Source organism: Pseudomonas sp. LB3P81, from assembly GCF_054897965.1.
In genome coordinates this window covers 871,691-889,594 of the sequence record NZ_JBUBVG010000001.1, presented here as the reverse complement: position 1 = coordinate 889,594, position 17,904 = coordinate 871,691, and the positions used below count along the sequence as shown (strand labels likewise).

The following is a 17,904-nucleotide window of genomic DNA, read 5'->3' as shown; positions in this document are numbered from 1 at the left end:
GCAGGCGCGACCTATTTGATCAAGCGCTCAACCGGCCGCGCAACACCTTCGCCATCTCCTCCAGCTCCGACGCCGGGTTATGCCCGATCAGCATCCACGCATGCTCCATGTCCGCCCAATACACCACGTTCATCTCGTGTCGACGCTCGTGCGCGAAGTGTCGGCTGCCGCTGTTGGAACGTGTCACGCAAAGCGCCACCGGGCCGTGGGCCGGATCCAGATAGGTAATCTGCGCAATGGGCTTGCCGTCGTATTCAAGGATCTGCGCACGTTTGAGTTCAAGGCGTGGAAGGGTCAGTTGCCAAGGCAAAAGGTTCAGCCCCAGGCGTGCGTCGATGGTGCGCAATTGCGCCCACTGAACAGCTTCGTCGTTGGGCAAGTGTTCCAGTGTCTGCGGCACGTAAAGCGCCATGTAGTTCGCCACCAGCCCGCGCCAATTGCTTTTGCGCTGACTCGATTGCCAGCCGAGGAACAACCGGTCCGCCAACACACCGCTCACCACCAGACCGGCCGCCGCGGCAAGAAACCAGCGTCGACTCATCGCGGGCCGGGCAGGCGAGGGCAAGGTGTCGAGCATGGCTTGCAAGCGGTCCAGCGGCGCCTGTTGTGTCACTTCGTCGTAGACCTCCCGGAACGGCAGGGTGCTGCGGGCCAGCCATTGCAGGCGCAGGTTGAGCACCGAATCTTCGGCGATGGCCGCGTCGATGCGGCTGCGCTGGTCTGTGTCGAGTTGGTCATCGAGGTAGGCCACCAGTTGCTCGTCTGAAGGTTTTGCGTGTTCGTTCATCGACGTTCTCCGGTGGAAGGGTTCGGCACGGCGTGCAACGGCGGATACTCGGCCAGTTTCGCCCGTGCGGAGGCCAGTCGGCTCATGACCGTGCCGATGGGCACGTCCAGCACTTCAGCGACTTCGCGATAGGACAAACCTTCGACGTAGGCCAGAAACACGGTTTCGCGCTGGGCTTCGGGCAGTGCATCGACGCGTCGGATCACCTGCGTCGCGAACACGTGGGTCTGCGCGGCGTATTCACCGTCGAACGACAGGGCGTGATCGGCATCCACCAACCCCTGGCCCTGACGCACCCGGCGCGCGCGTACTTCGTTGAGCCAGATCGAATGCAGAATGCTCAGCAGCCAGCGGTCCATGCGGGTGCCGGGGACAAACTGCCCGGCACGTTCAAGCGCCCGCACGCACGTGGCCTGCACCAGGTCTTCAGCGACATGCCGTTGCCGGGACAGCAGCAGGCCGTAGCGCCATAAACGCGCCAGGTGTTGTCCCAACTCTGCCCGTATTGCCTGATCGCTGGCGATGGCGACCTCCGTCCCGTCAGGTTTTCGATGAGCCGTGGATGGCTTCGGCCAGGTCCTGGTATTCCTCGCAGGTGTTGCCGCAAATCGATTTGATCTGCTGCAACTGCTTTTGGGCGAGGTCCAGTTGACCCTTGATCACATAAGCTTCGCCGAGGTATTCGCGGACTTGCGCGTACTGCGGATCGAGTTTCACCGATTGCAGGTAATAACCGATGCCCTCGTCGGTGCGCCCCAGTTTACGCGTGGCGTAGCCGCGATAGTTGAGCGCCTTGGCGGTGTTCGGGTTTTTCAGTGTATCGAGCAAGGCCAGGGCTTCTTTATAACGCCCGTCCTTGGCCAGGCGGTAGGCGTAGTCGGTGCGATCGGCGTCCGGCACGAGGCTGCTGGTCTGCATCACGCACTTTTGCGACTTTCTGTCCCAGACCTGGCCTTTGGGGCAATTGGGTTTGGCCGGTTCTTCATCATCGCCATGGGCCATTGCCAGGGAGCTGGATAATGCAACGGCGAGCAGCAGCGGGGCGGTAATAACAGTAAAGCGGCTATTCATGGCAGTGCTCCACAGGATTATTCGTCTCAGTTCGAACCATGCCCCGGCAACATGCGGCGCAACGTGTTATCACGCAGGCCGTAATGGTGAACCAGCGCGATAAGCGCATGCAGCCCGGCCAGAATCACGATGGCCCACGCCACCTGTTCGTGCAAACCGCCAAACACCGATTTCATGCTTTTATCAAAGCTGATCAAGGTTGGGGCATCGAACAGGTCAAAAAAGTTGAGCGGTTCTGCCTGGGCGCTGGCGAACATGCCAATCACCAGCACGGCGGTCAGCCAGTGCAGCGTCATGGTCAGGCGGTCGTAACGTATCGGCGAGTCGGGGGTCAGGTTGTTCACGAGTAATTCTCATGGGAGATGGCAGGTGAACACCGCAGGGTGAACAATTATTCATTTCTTTCTGACGGTCTTTTGCCTATTCGACGGCGGCGTTTGTGGCGGTGAAAGTCAGTCAGGTCGATGGAGAACCCTGTGGAATCGTCGCACCGCCGCTCCCACAGGGTTTGTGTGTCAGCTCAGCAACCGGATCGGCGTTCCGGCAGACCAGGCTTGAATGTCCTCGATCATCTGCGAAAAGAACTGATGATAATTCTGCTGGCTGACGTACCCGACATGCGGCGTCGCCAGCACATTTTCCAGCGTCCTGAACGGATGATGAGGCGGCAACGGCTCCTGCTCGAACACATCCAGCGCCGCGCCGGCCAGGCGCTGTTTCTGCAGCGCCTTGATCAGCGCCGCTTCATCGACAATCGGCCCGCGCGCCGTGTTGACCAGCAGCGCCGTCGGCTTCATCCAGTCCAGCGCCTTCGCGTCGACCAATCCGCGGCTGCGGTCGCTGAGCACCAGATGCACTGACAGCACGTCGGCCTGTTCGAACAGTTCCTGTTTGCTCACATAGGTCACGCCGACTTCGGCGGCGCGTTCGGCGGTCAGGTTTTCACTCCAGGCGATCACGCGCATACCGAACACCTGACCGAACTGGGCGACCCGTTGGCCGATGCTGCCCAAACCGAGGATCGCGAGGGTCTTGCCATGCAGATCGCCACCCAAACCTTGCTGCCATTTTCCGGCACGCAGGGCATTGGCTTCCACGACAAGGTTGCGGGTCGCGGCCATGATCAGCGCCCACGTCAGTTCCGGCGCGGCGTGCTTGTAACTGTCGGTGCCGCTGACTTGAATGCCGAGGGCGGCAGCGGCTTTGAGGTCGAGCGCAGCGTTGCGCATGCCGCCGGTGACCAGCAGTTTGAGTTTCGGCAGCCGCCGCAGCAGATCCTCGTCGAACCGGGTGCGCTCGCGCATCACGCAGATCACTTCAAACTCACCCAGGCGTACTGCCAGCGTCTCGTTGTCAGCCGGGTAATCATGGATAAAATTCACTTGGCCTATGGCATCCAGCGCCGACCAGTCCACGACATTGCGCGCCACATCCTGCCAGTCATCGATCACCGCAATCTGCACAGCCATCGGCCTTTCCTCATCAACGAACGGGGTTGGTTTTGTTCAGCCAGGCGAGCAGGGCCTGGTGGAATTTTTCCGGGGTGATTAGGGCGACATTAAGCACAGGCAATCGCGGCGAGTGATCGTTCAACCCATCCAGCCCAGGGTCGCCAGGGCCAGCACGCCATAGCGGGTGCCTTTGGCGAGGGTCACGATCACGAGGAAGCGCCCGAGCGGCTCGCGCATCACTCCGGCTACGAGGGTCAGCGGATCACCGATGACGGGCACCCAGCTCAGCAACAGTGACCAATGGCCGTAGCGCTGATAATGAACCCGGGCCTTTTCCAGATGCTGTGGGCTGACCGGAAACCAGCGCCGGTCGCGGAACCGCTCGATGCCGCGCCCCAGCCACCAGTTCAGCAGCGAGCCGAGGACATTGCCCAGGGTTGCGACCGCCAGCAGCGACCAGAGCCAATACTGTTCGCTGAGCAGCAACCCCACCAGCAGCGCTTCGGATTGCAACGGCAACAGGGTCGCCGCCCCGAATGCGGCGAAGAACAGGCCGATGTACGCACCGAACATCAATGGGCAGCGTAGTCCGCCACCACCACATCAGTGCCGTCCTTTTTCAGACCGATCACCTGGTAGGCATCGCTCATGCCGTCCATTTCCATGCCCGGCGAACCCATCGGCATTCCGGGGGCGGCCACACCCAACAGGTCATCGCGCTTGCTCAGTGCCAGCACCTGATCGGCCGGGACATGGCCTTCGACGAACTTGCCGTTGATCAACCCGGTGTGGCAGGACGCCAGGCGGGGAGGCACGCCGTGCTGTTGCTTGAATTCGCTCATGTTGGCTTCGACGTGATCTTCGACCTTGAAGCCGTTGGCCTCCAGGTGGCTGATCCATTTTTTGCAGCAGCCGCAGTTGGCGTCGCGGTGGACTTCGATCGGGATCAGGTCGGCGGCCTGGACCAGGGAGGAGATGAACAGGGCGCTCAGGGCGACCAGACGCAGGTGGGTTCGCATGGGGAAATCTCGATTCGGATGGCGGGCACAAAAAGGCATTCTGACCATTTTAGCCAAGGACGAGGCAGGAGAGTGTTTCGAAGTAATACAGCGAACGGTGAATCAATGTGGCGAGGGGATTCATCCCCGTTCGGCTGCGTAGCAGTCGTTTTTTTGGGGCCTGCTCCGCAGTCCAACGGGGATGAATCCCCTCGCCACAGGGGGGCTGGCTCAAAAAATCAGCGGATGCTGCACTGGCCCGTTCAGGCAACCGAATGGGCCAGGCGCAGATCAACGGTCAAGCAACTTCATGACTTCTTCGGGGTAACGCAAACCGGCGGTGGCATTCGCCGGGAAGATCGTTTCCAGCGCGTGCAACTCTTCGCGGCTCAGTTTGACCTCCAGCGCCGCCACATTCTCTTCCAGATACTTACGCTGTTTGGTCCCCGGAATAGGGATCAGGTAATCACCCTGAGCCAGCACCCACGCCAACGCGAGTTGACCCGCCGTCACACCCTTTTCCGCCGCCAGGTCCTGAACCTGCTGCACCAGCAAAAGATTCCTGGCGAAGTTGTTGCCCTGGAAGCGTGGACTGAAACGACGGTAATCGTCTGCGGCGAAATCGTCCGGGCTTTTCAACGCGCCCGTCAGGAAGCCCCGACCCAACGGGCTGTAAGGCACAAAGGCGATGCCCAGCCGCTGACACGCGGCCAGGCAGCCGTTTTCTTCCTGATCGCGACTCCACAACGAATACTCGCTTTGCAGCGCACTGATCGGATGGACCTTGTTCGCCCGTTCCAGCGTTGCCGCCGATGCCTCGCTCAATCCCAGGTAACGCACCTTGCCGGCCTTCACCAGCTCGGCCATGGCGCCGACCGTTTCCTCGATGGCCACTTGCGGGTCGATACGGTGCTGGTAATACAAGTCCAGAGTGTCGACACCGAGGCGCTTGAGGGTGCCGTCAATCGAGGCGCGAATGTATTCCGGTCGACCGTTAACCCCACGGGCCGTTGAATCTCCCGGGTCGCGGACGATGCCGAACTTGCTCGCCAGAAACACTTGATCGCGCTTGCCGGCAATGGCCTTGCCGATCAGCGCTTCGTTGGTATGCGGGCCGTACATGTCGGCGGTGTCGAGCAGATTGATGCCCAGTTCCAGCGCCCGGTGCAGGGTGGCCGTGGCTTCGCGGGTGTCGACGCCCGTTGTGTAGAAATCGGTCATGCCCATGCAGCCCAGACCGATTGTACTGACCTGTGGACCGTTCTTGCCCAATTGACGTGTTTGCATGAAATCAGCTCCCTGTGAATGTGAAGCCCATTGTCGACCTCGACAGAAATGAGATAAACCGGCTAAAACTGCTATCACTATTCATGATTTCTAAATAATCAGTCGGTGCAAAAAGCAATGGACCGTTTCAACGCCATGCGCGTGTTCACCCGAATCGTCGAACTGGGCGGCTTTGCCAAAGCGGCGGACAGCCTGCAAATTCCCCGGGCCTCGGTGACCATTCTGATCAAGCAACTGGAAACCCATCTGGGGGTGCAATTGCTGCAACGCACCACGCGGCAGATCAGCCTGACCCTCGACGGCGCTGCTTATTACCCTCGTTGCGTGCGGTTGCTGGCGGACCTTGAGGAAACCGAAGCGGTGTTCTCCGCCGCGCGGCACAACCCCAAAGGTTTGTTGCGCGTGGACATGCCGGCGGGCATAGGGCGTTTGGTCGTGATCCCGGCATTACCGCAATTCACCGCCCGTTATCCCTTGATCGAACTGGAAATCGGTTTGAATGACCGGCCTGTCGACCTGATTCGCGAAGGTGTCGATTGCGTGTTGCGCGGTGGCTTGTCGCTGGATGATTCATTGGTGGCGCGGCCACTGGTCATGCTGGACCAGGTCACCTGCGCCAGCCCCGACTACTTGCAACGTCATGGCACGCCACAAGGTTTGGCCGATCTGGCGGGGCATCACATGGTGGAGTACGTCGCCAGCAACGGCAAACGCTACGGGCTGGAATTTGTCGTCGATGGCCAGGTACAACCGGTCAATCTGCCCAAGCGTGTCTCGGTCAACAGTGCCGATGGCTATCTGGCAGCGTGCGAGGCCGGGTATGGGCTGGTGCAGGCGCCGTACTATCACGTGGCCCGGCGGTTGAAGGAGGGAAGTCTGGTCGAGGTGCTGAGGGAAGTGCCGCCACCGGTCATGCCGTTGACGGCGCTTTATCCTCCTCACCGTCAGTTGTCGCGGCGGGTGCGGGTATTCGTTGACTGGATGATCGAGCTTTGCGCGCAACCGGGAAATGACTTTTTCAGGGATCAGTCAGCTCGCTGAAAAGCCTCAGCGATGCTGGTAGTAACCCGGTCCGCCACGGCCGTCGTAATGATGGCCGCCGTGCCAGCCACCGTGGGGGAAAATGATGCAGCCGCTCAGGGAAAGAATGGCGAGCAGGGGAATCAGCAGTGTGATTCGACGGAACATTTCAAAATCCTCATGGTTATCGCCGCTATGAAGCCAAAACGCTTCATCGGCTGTAACATGAGACCCCGTTTGCAGCGCCGCATCCCCGAAAAACGGTAGGGGCTTGGCATGCTTCCGGATACAAACCGGATACATCTTTCAGGTTCACGTTCAGGCTTACGTTTAAGCTTTTTGTTTAAGGAAAAGGGCAATGACCCAGTCGCAACGTTTGAAATACTCGATTCTGATCTCTCTGGTGGTGCTGGGGATCATGTTTGGCCTTTCGTATTTGCAGAATGCCGGGGTCATCAGCGAAAAGCTGTTTCAGTACATCGCCATTGGCGTGGCGGTAATCGTGGTGGTGATCAATGGCATGATGCGCCGCAAGGTCAAACCCTGAGCGACGCCCGACGCCAGGATTACTCGCCGTGCAGAACGGCGGCAGCCTGCGGATGCAGGCTGTAGCTCTTGTCCGCGTTCAGCGTGATCACACCTTCGCTGCACAAGCGTTTCAACACTTCGCGCACGCTGAGAAAGGACAGGGGAATACCCAGGTCCAGCAGGTGGCTGTGCACGCCGCGCACGCCCAGACTGCGGTCGCTGTCAGCGGCGGTCAGCAACGCGTCGATGACTTTCAGGCGAATCAGGCTGGTGCGCAGGCCAAAGCTCTTGAGCAGAACCCTGATCCTTTCGTTGCCGTTGCGTTCGGTCCGTTGATTGAACAGGCCCGAGCCCATGGAAGTGCCCATTGGTGCAGCGCTACCGTCCGTTGGCAGTTGCGAGTTGTACATGCAAAAACTCCTTATCAGAGCCTGAACCGGGAAGATGTTTTGGGTGCTCTTGTTCAATAAGACGTACGAGCGACTCAAATCATGAAGGCCTGGATGTAGAAATTTTGTCGCCATCACGTCAGAAACCCGTAAGCACCCGTAAAAACGCGCTCCAGCACTCTAAATTTTAGTCTTGAATTTCGTTCCTACTGTAACTGTAGGAGCGAGCTTGCTCGCGATGGACGTCAACGATTGCGCGTGATTCCTGGATGAACGCGCCGCCCTTGCGTCCATCGCGAGCAATCGAGCGTCGACCGGCTGCTCCTACATGATGGCATCAGCCGTATTGGATCAGGAGCGAGCGTGATTATTACCAGGCAGTTAACCCGATTGAGCCTTGCCGGTGTGTTGGTGGGCTTGAGTCTTGCGGCAACCGCGCGCAGCCAGCCGGACCAGACGACGGCCGAGATCCGCCGGACCAGCTTCGGCGTGCCGCACATTCGCGCTGAAAACGAGCGTGGTCTGGGCTATGGCATCGGCTACGCCTACGCTCAGGACAATCTGTGCCTGTTGGCCAATGAGATCACCACGGTGAACGGCGAACGTTCACGGTATTTCGGCCCGGAGCAGTTCACGGTCGAAGAGCGCGCAAATCAGGTCAGCGACGTCTTTTTCAACTGGCTGAATACGCCGCAGGCCGTCTCTGCGTTCTGGCAGGCGCAAACCCCGGAAGTCCGCGACCTCATTGAAGGTTATGTGGCGGGTTACAACCGTTCGCTGACGGAACGTCGCGCACAAGGTCTGCCGCAGCAATGCCAGGGCGAGTGGGTGCGGGACATTACTGTGCAGGACCTGGTCAAGTTGACCCGCCGCCTGCTGGTCGAAGGGGGGGTCGGGCAATTTGCCGAAGCACTGGCCGGGGCCACGCCACCCAAAGCGCTCGCGCAGAATACAGAGGCCTCAGCGCAGTTTCAGGTGGCCGCTGCGCGCATTCAACGCTTCGCGCTGGATCGCGGCAGCAACGCCGTCGCGGTGGGCAGCGAGCGCTCGTTCAATGGCCGTGGCATGTTGCTGGCCAACCCGCATTTTCCGTGGGTCGGCGGGATGCGCTTCTATCAGATGCACCTGACCATTCCCGGCAAACTGGACGTGATGGGCGCCGCGTTGCCCGGCCTGCCGATGATCAACATTGGCTTCAACCAGCACCTGGCCTGGACCCATACCGTGGATTCGTCCAAGCATTTCACCCTGTATCGCCTGCAACTCGATCCGAAGGACCCGACCCGCTATCTGCTCGATGGCAAGTCCCTGCCGATGAAGCAGCAGACCGTGACCGTGAACGTGAAACAGCCTGACGGGCAGACCCGGGCGGTTTCCCATGTGGTCTACAGCTCGCAGTTCGGCCCGATCGTGCAATGGCCGGGAAAACTGGATTGGGACAATCAGTTCGCCTACAGCTTGCGCGACGCCAACCTCGATAACGACCGGGTGCTGCAGCAGTGGTACGCGATGAACCGTGCAACCAGCCTCAAGGAATTGCAGGCGTCGGTTCACACGATTCAGGGTATCCCGTGGGTCAACACCCTGGCAGCGGACGATCAGGGTCAGACGCTGTACATGAATCTGTCGGTGGTGCCGAACGTCGATGCCGACAAACTGGCCCGATGCAGCGATCCACGGGCCGGGTTGCAGATGATCGTGCTCGACGGTTCCAACAGCGCCTGTGCCTGGGACATCGACCCGACGGCGGCGCAAAAAGGCATCTATGCGTCGGACAAGTTGCCGCAACTATTGCGCAAGGACTTTGTGCAGCACTCCAACGATTCGGCGTGGATGGCCAACCCGGCACAACCGCTTACCGGTTTCTCGCCGTTAATCAGCCAGGACAGTCAGCCACTCGGTCTGCGTTCACGCTTTGCTCTGGATCGCCTGGGTACGCTGAACAAGGCCGGCCCGATCGGGGCGGCGGATCTGCAACGCATGGTGATGGACGATCAGGTGTATCAGGCGGCGCAAGTGATGCCCGACCTTTTGCAATTCTGCGCGGCGGACCTGGGCGCCGATGCGTCGACGCTTACGCCGCTGTGTGCCAGCCTGAAAGCCTGGGATCGCAGCGCGAATCTGGACAGCGGTCCGGGCTTTGTGCATTTCCAGAACATCATGGAGTCGCTACTGGAAGCGCCTGATGTCTGGCGCGTCCAGTTCGATCCGAAAGATCCGCAACATACTCCGCGCGGTCTGGCAGTCGATCGCCCGGACGTTGCGAAGGCACTGCGCGAGGCGATGCTGGCGTCGGTGGAACAGGTCAACAAATCGGGCCTCAAGACCGACAGCCGCTGGGGCGATATCCAGGTGGTCAGCAGCGGCGGCCGGCAAACGCCGATTCATGGTGGCCCCGGTACATTGGGTGTCTACAACGCCATTCAGAGCGTGCCGAGAACCGATGGCAAACGCGAAGTGGTCAGTGGCACCAGCTATCTTCAAATAGTGACCTTCGATGACAAGGGACCGCAGGCCAAAGGGCTGCTGGCGTTTTCGCTGTCCAGCGACCCGGCGTCGAAATATTCAAATGATCAGACCCTGGCGTTTTCGAAGAAGCAGTTGAGTGTGTTGCCGTTCACCGAGCAGCAGATTACCTCGGACCCGAACTATCAGGCTCAGACGATCCGCGAGCAGGATGAAAAAGCCGGGAAGGTGGCCCAACAATAAAACGAAGCGTGCTTGAGCGATAAAAAAAGGCCGCCCCCCGCAGAATGCTGTTCACTTAAGAAAGTCTTGAATCAGAGAAACCTGTGGCGAGGGAGCTTGCTCCCGCTTGAGTGCGTAGCACTCACAAAAATCGGCAATGGTTGTCAGATTTTTGGGGCCGCTACGCAGCCCAGCGGGAGCAAGCTCCCTCGCCACAAAGGTATGCACAACCCAAAAGCGCTTAAGTGAACAGCATTACGCATCCCGTAAGGGTTGCGGCCTTCAGCTTTTTGGCGGTTGTCGCGGAATGGCGTTGAGGACCGGGTTGCCGTCCTTGTTGCGGGTCAGGTAAACCGGCAGCACCCGCGGCAGCGTCGCCACCAGATTGTTGAGTTCCTTGATGTTGTAGATGCCGCCGAGGCGGATCGCACCGGTGCTGTTGTCGGCGACCATCAGAGGGTTGGTCAGGTAGCGATTGATCAAGGGCAGGGCTTCGGACAACGCCAGGTCATCGAGCACCAGTTTGCCGTGGCGCCAGGCCAGGGAAGTGTCATTGGCGTAGGTCTGGCTGATTTGCGGCGTGAAATCGCCGTGTTTGTAGCGCGCCTGCATCGAGGGCTCAAGGCGCAAGCCATCGCCCGGCAGTTCATCGTTGCTGGTGACCAGTACCGAACCTTCGATCAGGTTCACGCGGACCTGATCCTCATACATCCAGACGTTGAATTGGGTCCCGGTGACCCGGATCCTGCCTTCCGCCGCCTTGACGACAAAGGGGTGAGTGGTGTCGTGGCTGACACTGAAAAAAGCTTCGCCTTTGTCCAGCGTGACCCGACGCTGATCCTTGTAATTGCTGAAGGTCAGCTCGGTGCCCAGGTTCAGTTCGACCTGGCTGCCATCGCTCAGGGTGACCTGACGGATCGCATTACTAGCCTCGAAATGCTGATACGAATTGGGCAGCAACCCCAGGCTCCAACCGCTCCAGGCCGCCAGTGGCAACGCCAGGGCGCACACGGCGGCGGCAATGCCGAAGGTGCGCCAGGGTGTTGCAGGCTTGGCGCGAGCGATGGGTACGACGGTCTCAAGACGCGGCAAATCTTCCGCAATATCCCAGATCTCAAGCATCGCCTCGTATTCGAACGCATGCAGTGGATCGGCGTCGCGCCACTGTTCGAAGGCCTGCCGCTCCTGCTCGGTGCAGTCGCAGGCGTGCAGACGCATGCACCAGTGCGCGGCGGCATCGGTGATGGCGTCATAGTCGGCTTGCGAGAGCGGGTTGTCGGTCATTGACTCATCCTGATTTCCCGCATTCTAACCTTCAGTGGAAGTCGCGAGAACAGCCGTCATGGCATTTACCCATCAAACGGCTGTTTATTTTTACCGTCGTGCCGTGTGAAACAGCCTGCGCCTGGCAATCTGCATAAACGGATTGAGAGAAAGGGATGCGCAGACTCATGGTCTGCGCAGTGTTCTCAGGTGTTTGAGAAAGACGCCACGGCGACCGGATCCAGCTGTCGTCCCATTTCACAGATCAGAAACGCGAGCGAATCGGCATTGCGCAAAATGACGTCGATTCGGACGGCGGGGTTGACGGGGTCCAGAAACGCAGTCCTCGCCTCAGCCATTGTCAGGCTTCCGGTCAGTTGGAGGATTTGCTCGCTGATATGCTCCTGGCCTGGAACCTCGTCGATGCTGACCCAGTCGTCCAGTACACTGTTCCACTGGGAGAACAGCTCATCTGGGGGGGTTGACAGCGATAATGCCTCACGCTGGTATGCCTGCAGGGAGTCTCTGATCTCTGCCCCGAATTGAGTGATGGGGTTGATGAGATCAATGAACGGCCGCCTTGCTTCAAGCGTTGCGATATCCAGGGCCTCTGAATAAATGTGGTTGAACTCGTGAATCAAGGTGACCGCTTGGCTGTGGCCCGCGATATTAAAGGGCTCGGTCAGATACGATTCGTAGCCATCGAGTTGGTGGTCAAAAAAATGTTCGGTGAAATGCACGTTCTTGAGCTGGTCTTCGTCCAGCACGAACGCAATGATGTCGGACGCATCATATCGGCTGGAACCGACAATAAAGCGATTGGAATCGAGCAGCTCATCGCTCGGATCCACCAAGGCGTTGCAGACGGGAGCGATGGCTTGCCTGATTTTTTCCAGAAGGGCGGCATCGACGCTGTCCACATCGAAAAACCGCCTCAAAAACGTATCCAGCCGTGTGCCGGGGACCAGCGCCCTGAGCTGCACAAGGTTGTGCAGGCTGTTAGCCGCGTACAAGCGCGCGATATGAATGGCTTGTTCAATCATCAGGGCTTTATCCGGGGAATGGGTACGGATATCGTCCATGCCTCGTGCTTCGATGTTGATCACCTTGCGCGCCAGAGAGGTGCCAGTGTATCGGTTGCGCAAGGTCGACATGGCTCTGCCGTAATGCACGGTGTGCACGTCAGGGTCGAGGATCAATTGTCGGGAGGGCGAGCTCAGTAATGATGGACCCGGCTCCTGATCATTCTGTATTCGCCACACCGCGCCGGGTTTGGCGACGGGATAGACTTTCCCGGCGATCGGCGCGTAGCGCTTTTTGCTGACCGACTCGAGGTACGTACCATCGGTGGCGCTCTTTTTCAGGTCTTTCAACGCCACGGTGGTCGCTTCGAAGCGCTGGTACAAGGTGCGCATCGGTGCAGTCGGCTGGACGTCGGACCATTTCGAGTCGACCACGGGAGTGGCAACCAGTACGGTCTCGGTCTCGGCAGCTGCCTGCGCAGTCAGCGGTGAAGCCTCCAGCGACAGTTTGCCCAGTGTCACCATTTGCATGCCGCCGGCGATAAAAGACTGCAACGCGCGCTTCCAGTGATGATCCTGCAGTGCTTGGGCGGAGTCCTTGAAGTCTTTGTAGGCTTGCCACAGAAACCGGCCGTACGCGAGTTTGCCGGGCAAGAGCCCGGAGATCAGTTTGATACCGGCGCTGAACAGCGACTTGATGGCCTCCCAGTCCGACTGACGGCTGGCCTCGTTCTGACTGCCGAGCATTCGCGAAATCAGGCGGGTGTTGTCATTGAACAATTGCTCAAGGAAATTGCCGCCAATCGAGGTGTTGCCCAGGGTGATTTCACTCACCTGACCCACGCTGGACTGAAGCAGGTTGCTGAAGGTCGCCCGTTCATTTTCCGGCAAACGGCGCAGGATCAGGTCTTGCAACGCGCCGGGGGTGTTGAGGGCTGCGACAAGACTGGTCTCATCGGCGAATTCGCTGAAGACCTCGCCGCTGTGATAGGGCGCATACAGAACGTGCGATCCCTTTTTTCCGGCACCCGGGCTGATCAGGTACAGGCCCGAAGCCTGAACCGCGGTGGCACCGGCGGTCTTGATCAGCTCCAGCGGCCTGACAATGGCATGGGCACCTTCCACTGCAGAACGGGCGACGGCGTCCGGCATGTCCAGGACCTGTGTGATCAAGTCGAATGCGCTGTGGGACAGATGTTGTTGCAGCTTCAAAGCATGGGCGTGTTGCAGCAGTTGCCAGGGCAGTTGTTGAACAAATCGCAACTTTCGCGCGGCGGCGTCGGTGCCCGACAGCGCCGCGGTGACCTTTTTGCCAAAGTCTTGCTGAATGTTCAGCGACAGTAATAGCTGCCTGACGGCGGCCTGGTTCAGACCTTCGGGCAGTGCTTGCGTGGTTCCGGAGGCGACCTTGAATCCCGTGCCTTGAGCGATGTTGACATGGTTCAACGCGAAACGGGTCAGGCTTTGAGCCGGTCCTGCCAGTGCCAGGTTGGGGGTGATCTCGATCATGTCGGGGGCAATAGAGTTCCCCGGGAATCGGGCGGTGAGCAGCGACTTGAGTGTTTCACGAACGTAATCCTCGAGCGTTTGAATCCCATGTAGGTAGTCTTTGTCGTCGGTCACGCTGTGGCGGTACTGCTCCAGCAATTCAATATGCAGCTGCTGTTCTGCGACGGGCGCCATTCCCAGCCAGGCGGGTAGCGATTGCTGGTGGCTGATGGCCTTGGCGATCCAGCCGGCTCTGCGCAAGTTGGTGTCCACGAGCGTTTGCGTCAGCACGATCAGGGCCTTTACCTGTTGGGCCGCTTTCAGCTTCAGCGAGCGCACGTGCTCGCAGCGAGCGAGAAAAAGGTCAATGGCGGATTGCGCGAGGTGCTGCAAAACATTGCCTTCGATCAATTCCAGCCTCCTGAACGAATAGCGCCTGTGGAATTTGCGCTGGTCAGGGGTAAGGTTCTCCAGCAACACGAGGCGTTGGTCAGGATCGAGCAGGCGCAGGTTCAACTGCTGCCGCGCAATGGCGACCGTCGCAAAGACTTCCAGCCCGGCCGCCGGCGTCCATAGAATGGCCCGCCCGGAATGCTGGACGTCGACCCCGCCGCGCTCGGTCAACAACACGCAGTTGGCCAGCGGCAAAACATCGGTCTCACCGGAACATTCAAGGACCAGCGAGTAGGCGTCCGGGTAGAACCCCCTGATGGCTGGCCGACTTTTGCGATCTGCCTGGTCCGGGTTGAACACCGTATCGACAATATGCCAATCGGCGTTGCGCAATGACCCGCTGAGTTCCCGAAGACTGGCTTCGCCCCGCAGGCCGACGGAAAAGGCATGGGCCAGCGTCGCTTTCATACCTCCCAGATAAACCCGCTGTGACGCCTGAGTGGTGATAGGTTGCGCCACAAATTCGGTGTGGAGCGGCAGTTCGACAGCGTTGAAAGTTTTCACGAAACCCGCGGCCGTATCCGCCAGCACCATGGAAGGATGTTTGCCCGATAACACGGGCCGGGTACTCCAGCGACCGTTTACATCAATCGTCAGCAGCGATTCGTTTATCAGGGAGCGAATGTCCAGTGCCTTGTCGAAAAACGCATGGATGTCCACCGCGCCATCGCTGAAACGGAACACCTGCAAGGCGTATTCGAGGTTCTGCTGCTGTTTGTTGATGATCGCTTCGAAGAGCGTCTTGAACACCGAACCGGCGATCACCGCGCCAGACACTTGCGGCTCATGGAAACCGATGAAGCGGTCGCGTTCCTCCAGGCTCATGAGGTCGTAGAGCTCATCGTCGTGACCGGCCTCTGTGGATTTTTTCTCCAGTGTGTCCTTCAAGTCCTGATAGTCCTTCAAGACCTGCAACCCTTGGGCGGGGGTGTAGAGAAAGGCTGTGGAGCTGCCCTGACTGATCATCAGCGAGCCGGCGAGCTCCACGAAGTTGGGCTCGTACTCCCAGAGGCGAACGGTTTCGAGGGAAAGTGTCGGGTAAGTCGCTGTCGTTGGTTCTATGAGTGTGTGCAAGGCACGGCTTTGTTCCGGGGTGATGATCTCGGCTTCGCGCTTGAGCAGCAGCTCGGCCCGCGCTTTTTCGCGGATGACCCGGGCGAAAAATGCCCGGCGCGTGGCGCCGTCGACGCTTGCCTCGTTCCAGAAGAGTTGCATTTGTTCGGCAATTTGGCTGGTCAAGGTCTCGGCAGCGGACTTGATCGCGGTTTCCCAGGTTTTTTGGTCCGGGGAGTGCGACGTTCTTTGCGGGTGAGAGAATTCGGGTCGCTGTCCCGACGGCCAGCCCTTATGGCGGTAATACGAAAGCAGCGCCTGGCTCAGGGACATGGAGTCGGTCCAGCGTCGGGCTCCCGGGTTTTTCGAGTCCCCAGCGCTGGCCTCTGTTTCAGCGTAAAAACCGACCCGGGTTTGACGCTGGTCCAACGCTGGAAAAGCCGGTTTCAGCAATTCCTCCAGCACCGTATCGATCAACGCGGTGAGCGTCGGCAGCCTCTGTAATTCGTCAACCATGGCCTGGTCGTTAAGGTGCTGGTTGATGTTGATGACGGCGCGCTGAACTTCGAACACGTCGCCCTCGATCGTCTCAAAGCTCACTTTGATATCGGTGGCCGCCGCCAGGGTTTTGCGCGCGGACAACGACAGGAAGGCGACCGAGTCGTCATCTTCGCCGGCGTCGTCGAGTTGGCTTTTGACCAGAGCGGACAAGTCTGTACGACTGTCGAATTTCTTTATCCCTCCGTACGGCGTGTAAAAGATCACCCCTTGGTCATCCGGTGTGGCGCTCAACAGGAAGCAGCCCGCCAGGGGGAAGGACACATCGCCGATGCCGATCAGGATTTTCTCGGCGTGCATCGGTGGGGTCTGTTGATTACGCGAGGTATGACTGGCCAGCTTCAGATGTTCGAACCATTCGAAGTCCTTGCGCGTCAGACCGTAGGTTTTGCCAAGGTCAGTCCAGTGGCCGGGAGATTGCAGGGCCTGGGGGAAAAACAGGGGAGTGCTGGGCGTAGACATTGTTGAATCTCATGCAGGGCGCGATCTAGAGCGCCGGAAAAGTGAGATTCGAGACTAAAAGCCGCCGGAACATCGAAGGTGGTAGATAGTTAACGCACGGTCTGCCGGTGTCTGTGCGCGTGGGTTTATCCGAAAGGTTGACAGGCCGCTGGTCGCGCGTGATTAATCAGCGGTCTTCATACGCTGTTGCCCCCTCCAATAATTAGTCTGGAGCTTCAGATGTCTGCGCCACACGATCATGCGTCTCCTGTTGTCTCGCAAAACCTGTCCCTCGACGAGCTGACGGCATTGCTTGAGAAGATCTTCCTGCGCCATGGCACCTCTTCCGACGTCGCTCGTGTGCTGGCCGAAAACTGTGCCGGCGCCGAACGCGATGGTGCTCACAGTCATGGTGTGTTCCGTATCCCCGGTTACGTGTCGACGCTCAAAAGCGGCTGGGTCAATGGCCGCGCCGTGCCGGTGGTCGAGGACGTGGCGTCGGGGTTTGTTCGGGTCGACGCCGGCAATGGTTTCGCCCAGCCCGCCCTTGCGGCTGCACGCGCCTTGCTGGTTGAAAAGGCCCGCAGCGCCGGCATCGCGGTGCTGGCGATTCGTAACTCACACCATTTCGCGGCGTTGTGGCCGGACGTCGAGCCCTTCGCCTATGAAGGGCTGGTGGCGCTCAGCGTGGTCAACAGCATGACCTGCGTGGTGCCGCACGGCGCCGACCGTCCGCTGTTCGGCACCAACCCGATTGCTTTTGCCGCACCTCGCGCCGACGGCGAGCCGATTGTTTTCGATTTGGCCACCAGCGCCATTGCCCATGGCGACGTGCAGATTGCCGCACGCAAGGGTGAGCGTTTGCCGCCGGGCATGGGTGTGGACGGCCTCGGCCAGCCGACTCAGGACCCGAAAGCGATTCTTGAAGGGGGCGCGTTGCTGCCGTTTGGCGGGCACAAGGGTTCGGCGTTGTCGATGATGGTGGAGCTGTTGGCGGCGGCGTTGACCGGCGGCAATTTTTCGTTCGAGTTCGATTGGAAGAACCACCCGGGGGCCAAGACACCGTGGACCGGCCAACTGTTGATCGTGATCGATCCGAGCAAGGCGGCCGGGCAGAGCTTTGCCGAGCGCAGTCAGGAACTGGTGCGGCAGATGCATGGTGTGGGGCTTAAACGGTTGCCGGGTGATCGACGGCACTATCAGCGGGCTAAATCGCAAGCCGGTGGCATCGTGCTGGATGCGCAGACACTGGCGAACTTGCAGGAATTGGCGGGGCTCTGATTGCAGAACACTGACTGTAGGAGCGAGCTTGCTCGCGATGGACTTCAGAGCGCCGCGTTTAACCAGTAGACACGCGTCTACGTTAACGACCATCGCGAGCAGGCTCGCTCCTACAGGGACCGTATT

Annotated in this window: 16 protein-coding genes; 4 read left to right on the top strand and 12 right to left on the bottom strand. The window is 59.5% G+C overall.

Annotation, left to right across the window (positions count from 1 at the left end):
• Nucleotides 1-19: 19 nt before the first annotated feature.
• From ACYZTL_RS04015 to ACYZTL_RS03980, 8 genes are all read right to left on the bottom strand, one after another.
• Complete coding sequence (locus ACYZTL_RS04015; RefSeq protein WP_461950684.1) at nucleotides 20-787, bottom strand: anti-sigma factor family protein; 768 nt, start codon at nucleotides 785-787, stop codon at nucleotides 20-22.
• Nucleotides 784-1,281, bottom strand: coding sequence for a sigma-70 family RNA polymerase sigma factor (locus ACYZTL_RS04010; RefSeq protein ID WP_461950683.1), 498 nt, complete (start codon nucleotides 1,279-1,281; stop codon nucleotides 784-786). Before ACYZTL_RS04010 ends, ACYZTL_RS04015 begins: the two co-directional genes overlap by 4 nt.
• A gap of 46 nt (nucleotides 1,282-1,327) precedes the next feature.
• The gene (locus ACYZTL_RS04005) at nucleotides 1,328-1,858 is read right to left on the bottom strand and encodes a tetratricopeptide repeat protein (protein WP_461950682.1); all 531 of its coding nucleotides are present in this window, start codon (nucleotides 1,856-1,858) and stop codon (nucleotides 1,328-1,330) included.
• A 26-nt stretch (nucleotides 1,859-1,884) separates the two neighbouring features.
• Entirely contained in the window at nucleotides 1,885-2,202 is a 318-nt protein-coding gene (locus ACYZTL_RS04000) for a cytochrome b (RefSeq protein WP_461950681.1), read from the bottom strand.
• Between the two features lie 171 nt (nucleotides 2,203-2,373).
• On the bottom strand, nucleotides 2,374-3,327 hold the full coding sequence (locus ACYZTL_RS03995; protein WP_461950680.1) for a D-2-hydroxyacid dehydrogenase family protein: 954 nt from the start codon (nucleotides 3,325-3,327) through the stop codon (nucleotides 2,374-2,376).
• Between the two features lie 120 nt (nucleotides 3,328-3,447).
• Complete coding sequence (locus tag ACYZTL_RS03990) at nucleotides 3,448-3,882, bottom strand: YqaA family protein (RefSeq protein ID WP_461950679.1); 435 nt, start codon at nucleotides 3,880-3,882, stop codon at nucleotides 3,448-3,450.
• Entirely contained in the window at nucleotides 3,882-4,328 is a 447-nt protein-coding gene (locus tag ACYZTL_RS03985) for a DUF411 domain-containing protein (protein ID WP_461950678.1), read from the bottom strand. Before ACYZTL_RS03985 ends, ACYZTL_RS03990 begins: the two co-directional genes overlap by 1 nt.
• Nucleotides 4,329-4,598: 270 nt before the next feature.
• On the bottom strand, nucleotides 4,599-5,594 hold the full coding sequence (locus ACYZTL_RS03980) for an aldo/keto reductase (protein WP_461950677.1): 996 nt from the start codon (nucleotides 5,592-5,594) through the stop codon (nucleotides 4,599-4,601).
• A gap of 117 nt (nucleotides 5,595-5,711) precedes the next feature.
• Between ACYZTL_RS03980 and ACYZTL_RS03975 the strand changes: the two genes are divergently transcribed.
• Entirely contained in the window at nucleotides 5,712-6,635 is a 924-nt protein-coding gene (locus ACYZTL_RS03975; protein WP_461950676.1) for a LysR family transcriptional regulator, read from the top strand.
• A gap of 6 nt (nucleotides 6,636-6,641) precedes the next feature.
• Here the strand turns inward: ACYZTL_RS03975 and ACYZTL_RS03970 are convergent, their stop codons facing one another.
• Nucleotides 6,642-6,782: a hypothetical protein gene (locus ACYZTL_RS03970; protein ID WP_008024803.1), complete on the bottom strand. Its 141-nt coding sequence runs from the start codon at nucleotides 6,780-6,782 to the stop codon at nucleotides 6,642-6,644.
• 190 nt (nucleotides 6,783-6,972) lie between these two features.
• Here ACYZTL_RS03970 and ACYZTL_RS03965 point away from each other — a divergent pair, with 190 nt between their 5' ends.
• On the top strand, nucleotides 6,973-7,161 hold the full coding sequence (locus tag ACYZTL_RS03965) for a hypothetical protein (RefSeq protein WP_033055104.1): 189 nt from the start codon (nucleotides 6,973-6,975) through the stop codon (nucleotides 7,159-7,161).
• A gap of 19 nt (nucleotides 7,162-7,180) precedes the next feature.
• Here ACYZTL_RS03965 and ACYZTL_RS03960 read toward each other — a convergent pair whose 3' ends face one another.
• On the bottom strand, nucleotides 7,181-7,552 hold the full coding sequence (locus tag ACYZTL_RS03960; protein ID WP_461950675.1) for a fe2+ zn2+ uptake regulation protein: 372 nt from the start codon (nucleotides 7,550-7,552) through the stop codon (nucleotides 7,181-7,183).
• A gap of 342 nt (nucleotides 7,553-7,894) precedes the next feature.
• Between ACYZTL_RS03960 and pvdQ the strand changes: the two genes are divergently transcribed.
• Nucleotides 7,895-10,240 (top strand): bifunctional acylase PvdQ, encoded by a 2,346-nt coding sequence (gene pvdQ / locus ACYZTL_RS03955; protein WP_461950674.1) that lies wholly within the window; start codon nucleotides 7,895-7,897, stop codon nucleotides 10,238-10,240.
• Nucleotides 10,241-10,501: 261 nt separating this feature from the next.
• On the opposite strand, the gene ACYZTL_RS03950 is transcribed toward pvdQ, so the two are convergent.
• Together ACYZTL_RS03950 and ACYZTL_RS03945 are read right to left on the bottom strand one after the other, a co-directional pair.
• Nucleotides 10,502-11,503 (bottom strand): FecR family protein, encoded by a 1,002-nt coding sequence (locus tag ACYZTL_RS03950; protein WP_461950673.1) that lies wholly within the window; start codon nucleotides 11,501-11,503, stop codon nucleotides 10,502-10,504.
• Between the two features lie 185 nt (nucleotides 11,504-11,688).
• A complete protein-coding gene (locus tag ACYZTL_RS03945; protein WP_461950672.1) occupies nucleotides 11,689-16,518 on the bottom strand; it encodes a dermonecrotic toxin domain-containing protein in 4,830 nt (1,609 codons plus the stop codon).
• 219 nt (nucleotides 16,519-16,737) lie between these two features.
• Here ACYZTL_RS03945 and ACYZTL_RS03940 point away from each other — a divergent pair, with 219 nt between their 5' ends.
• A complete protein-coding gene (locus ACYZTL_RS03940) occupies nucleotides 16,738-17,778 on the top strand; it encodes an Ldh family oxidoreductase (RefSeq protein WP_461950671.1) in 1,041 nt (346 codons plus the stop codon).
• Nucleotides 17,779-17,904 lie beyond the last annotated feature (126 nt).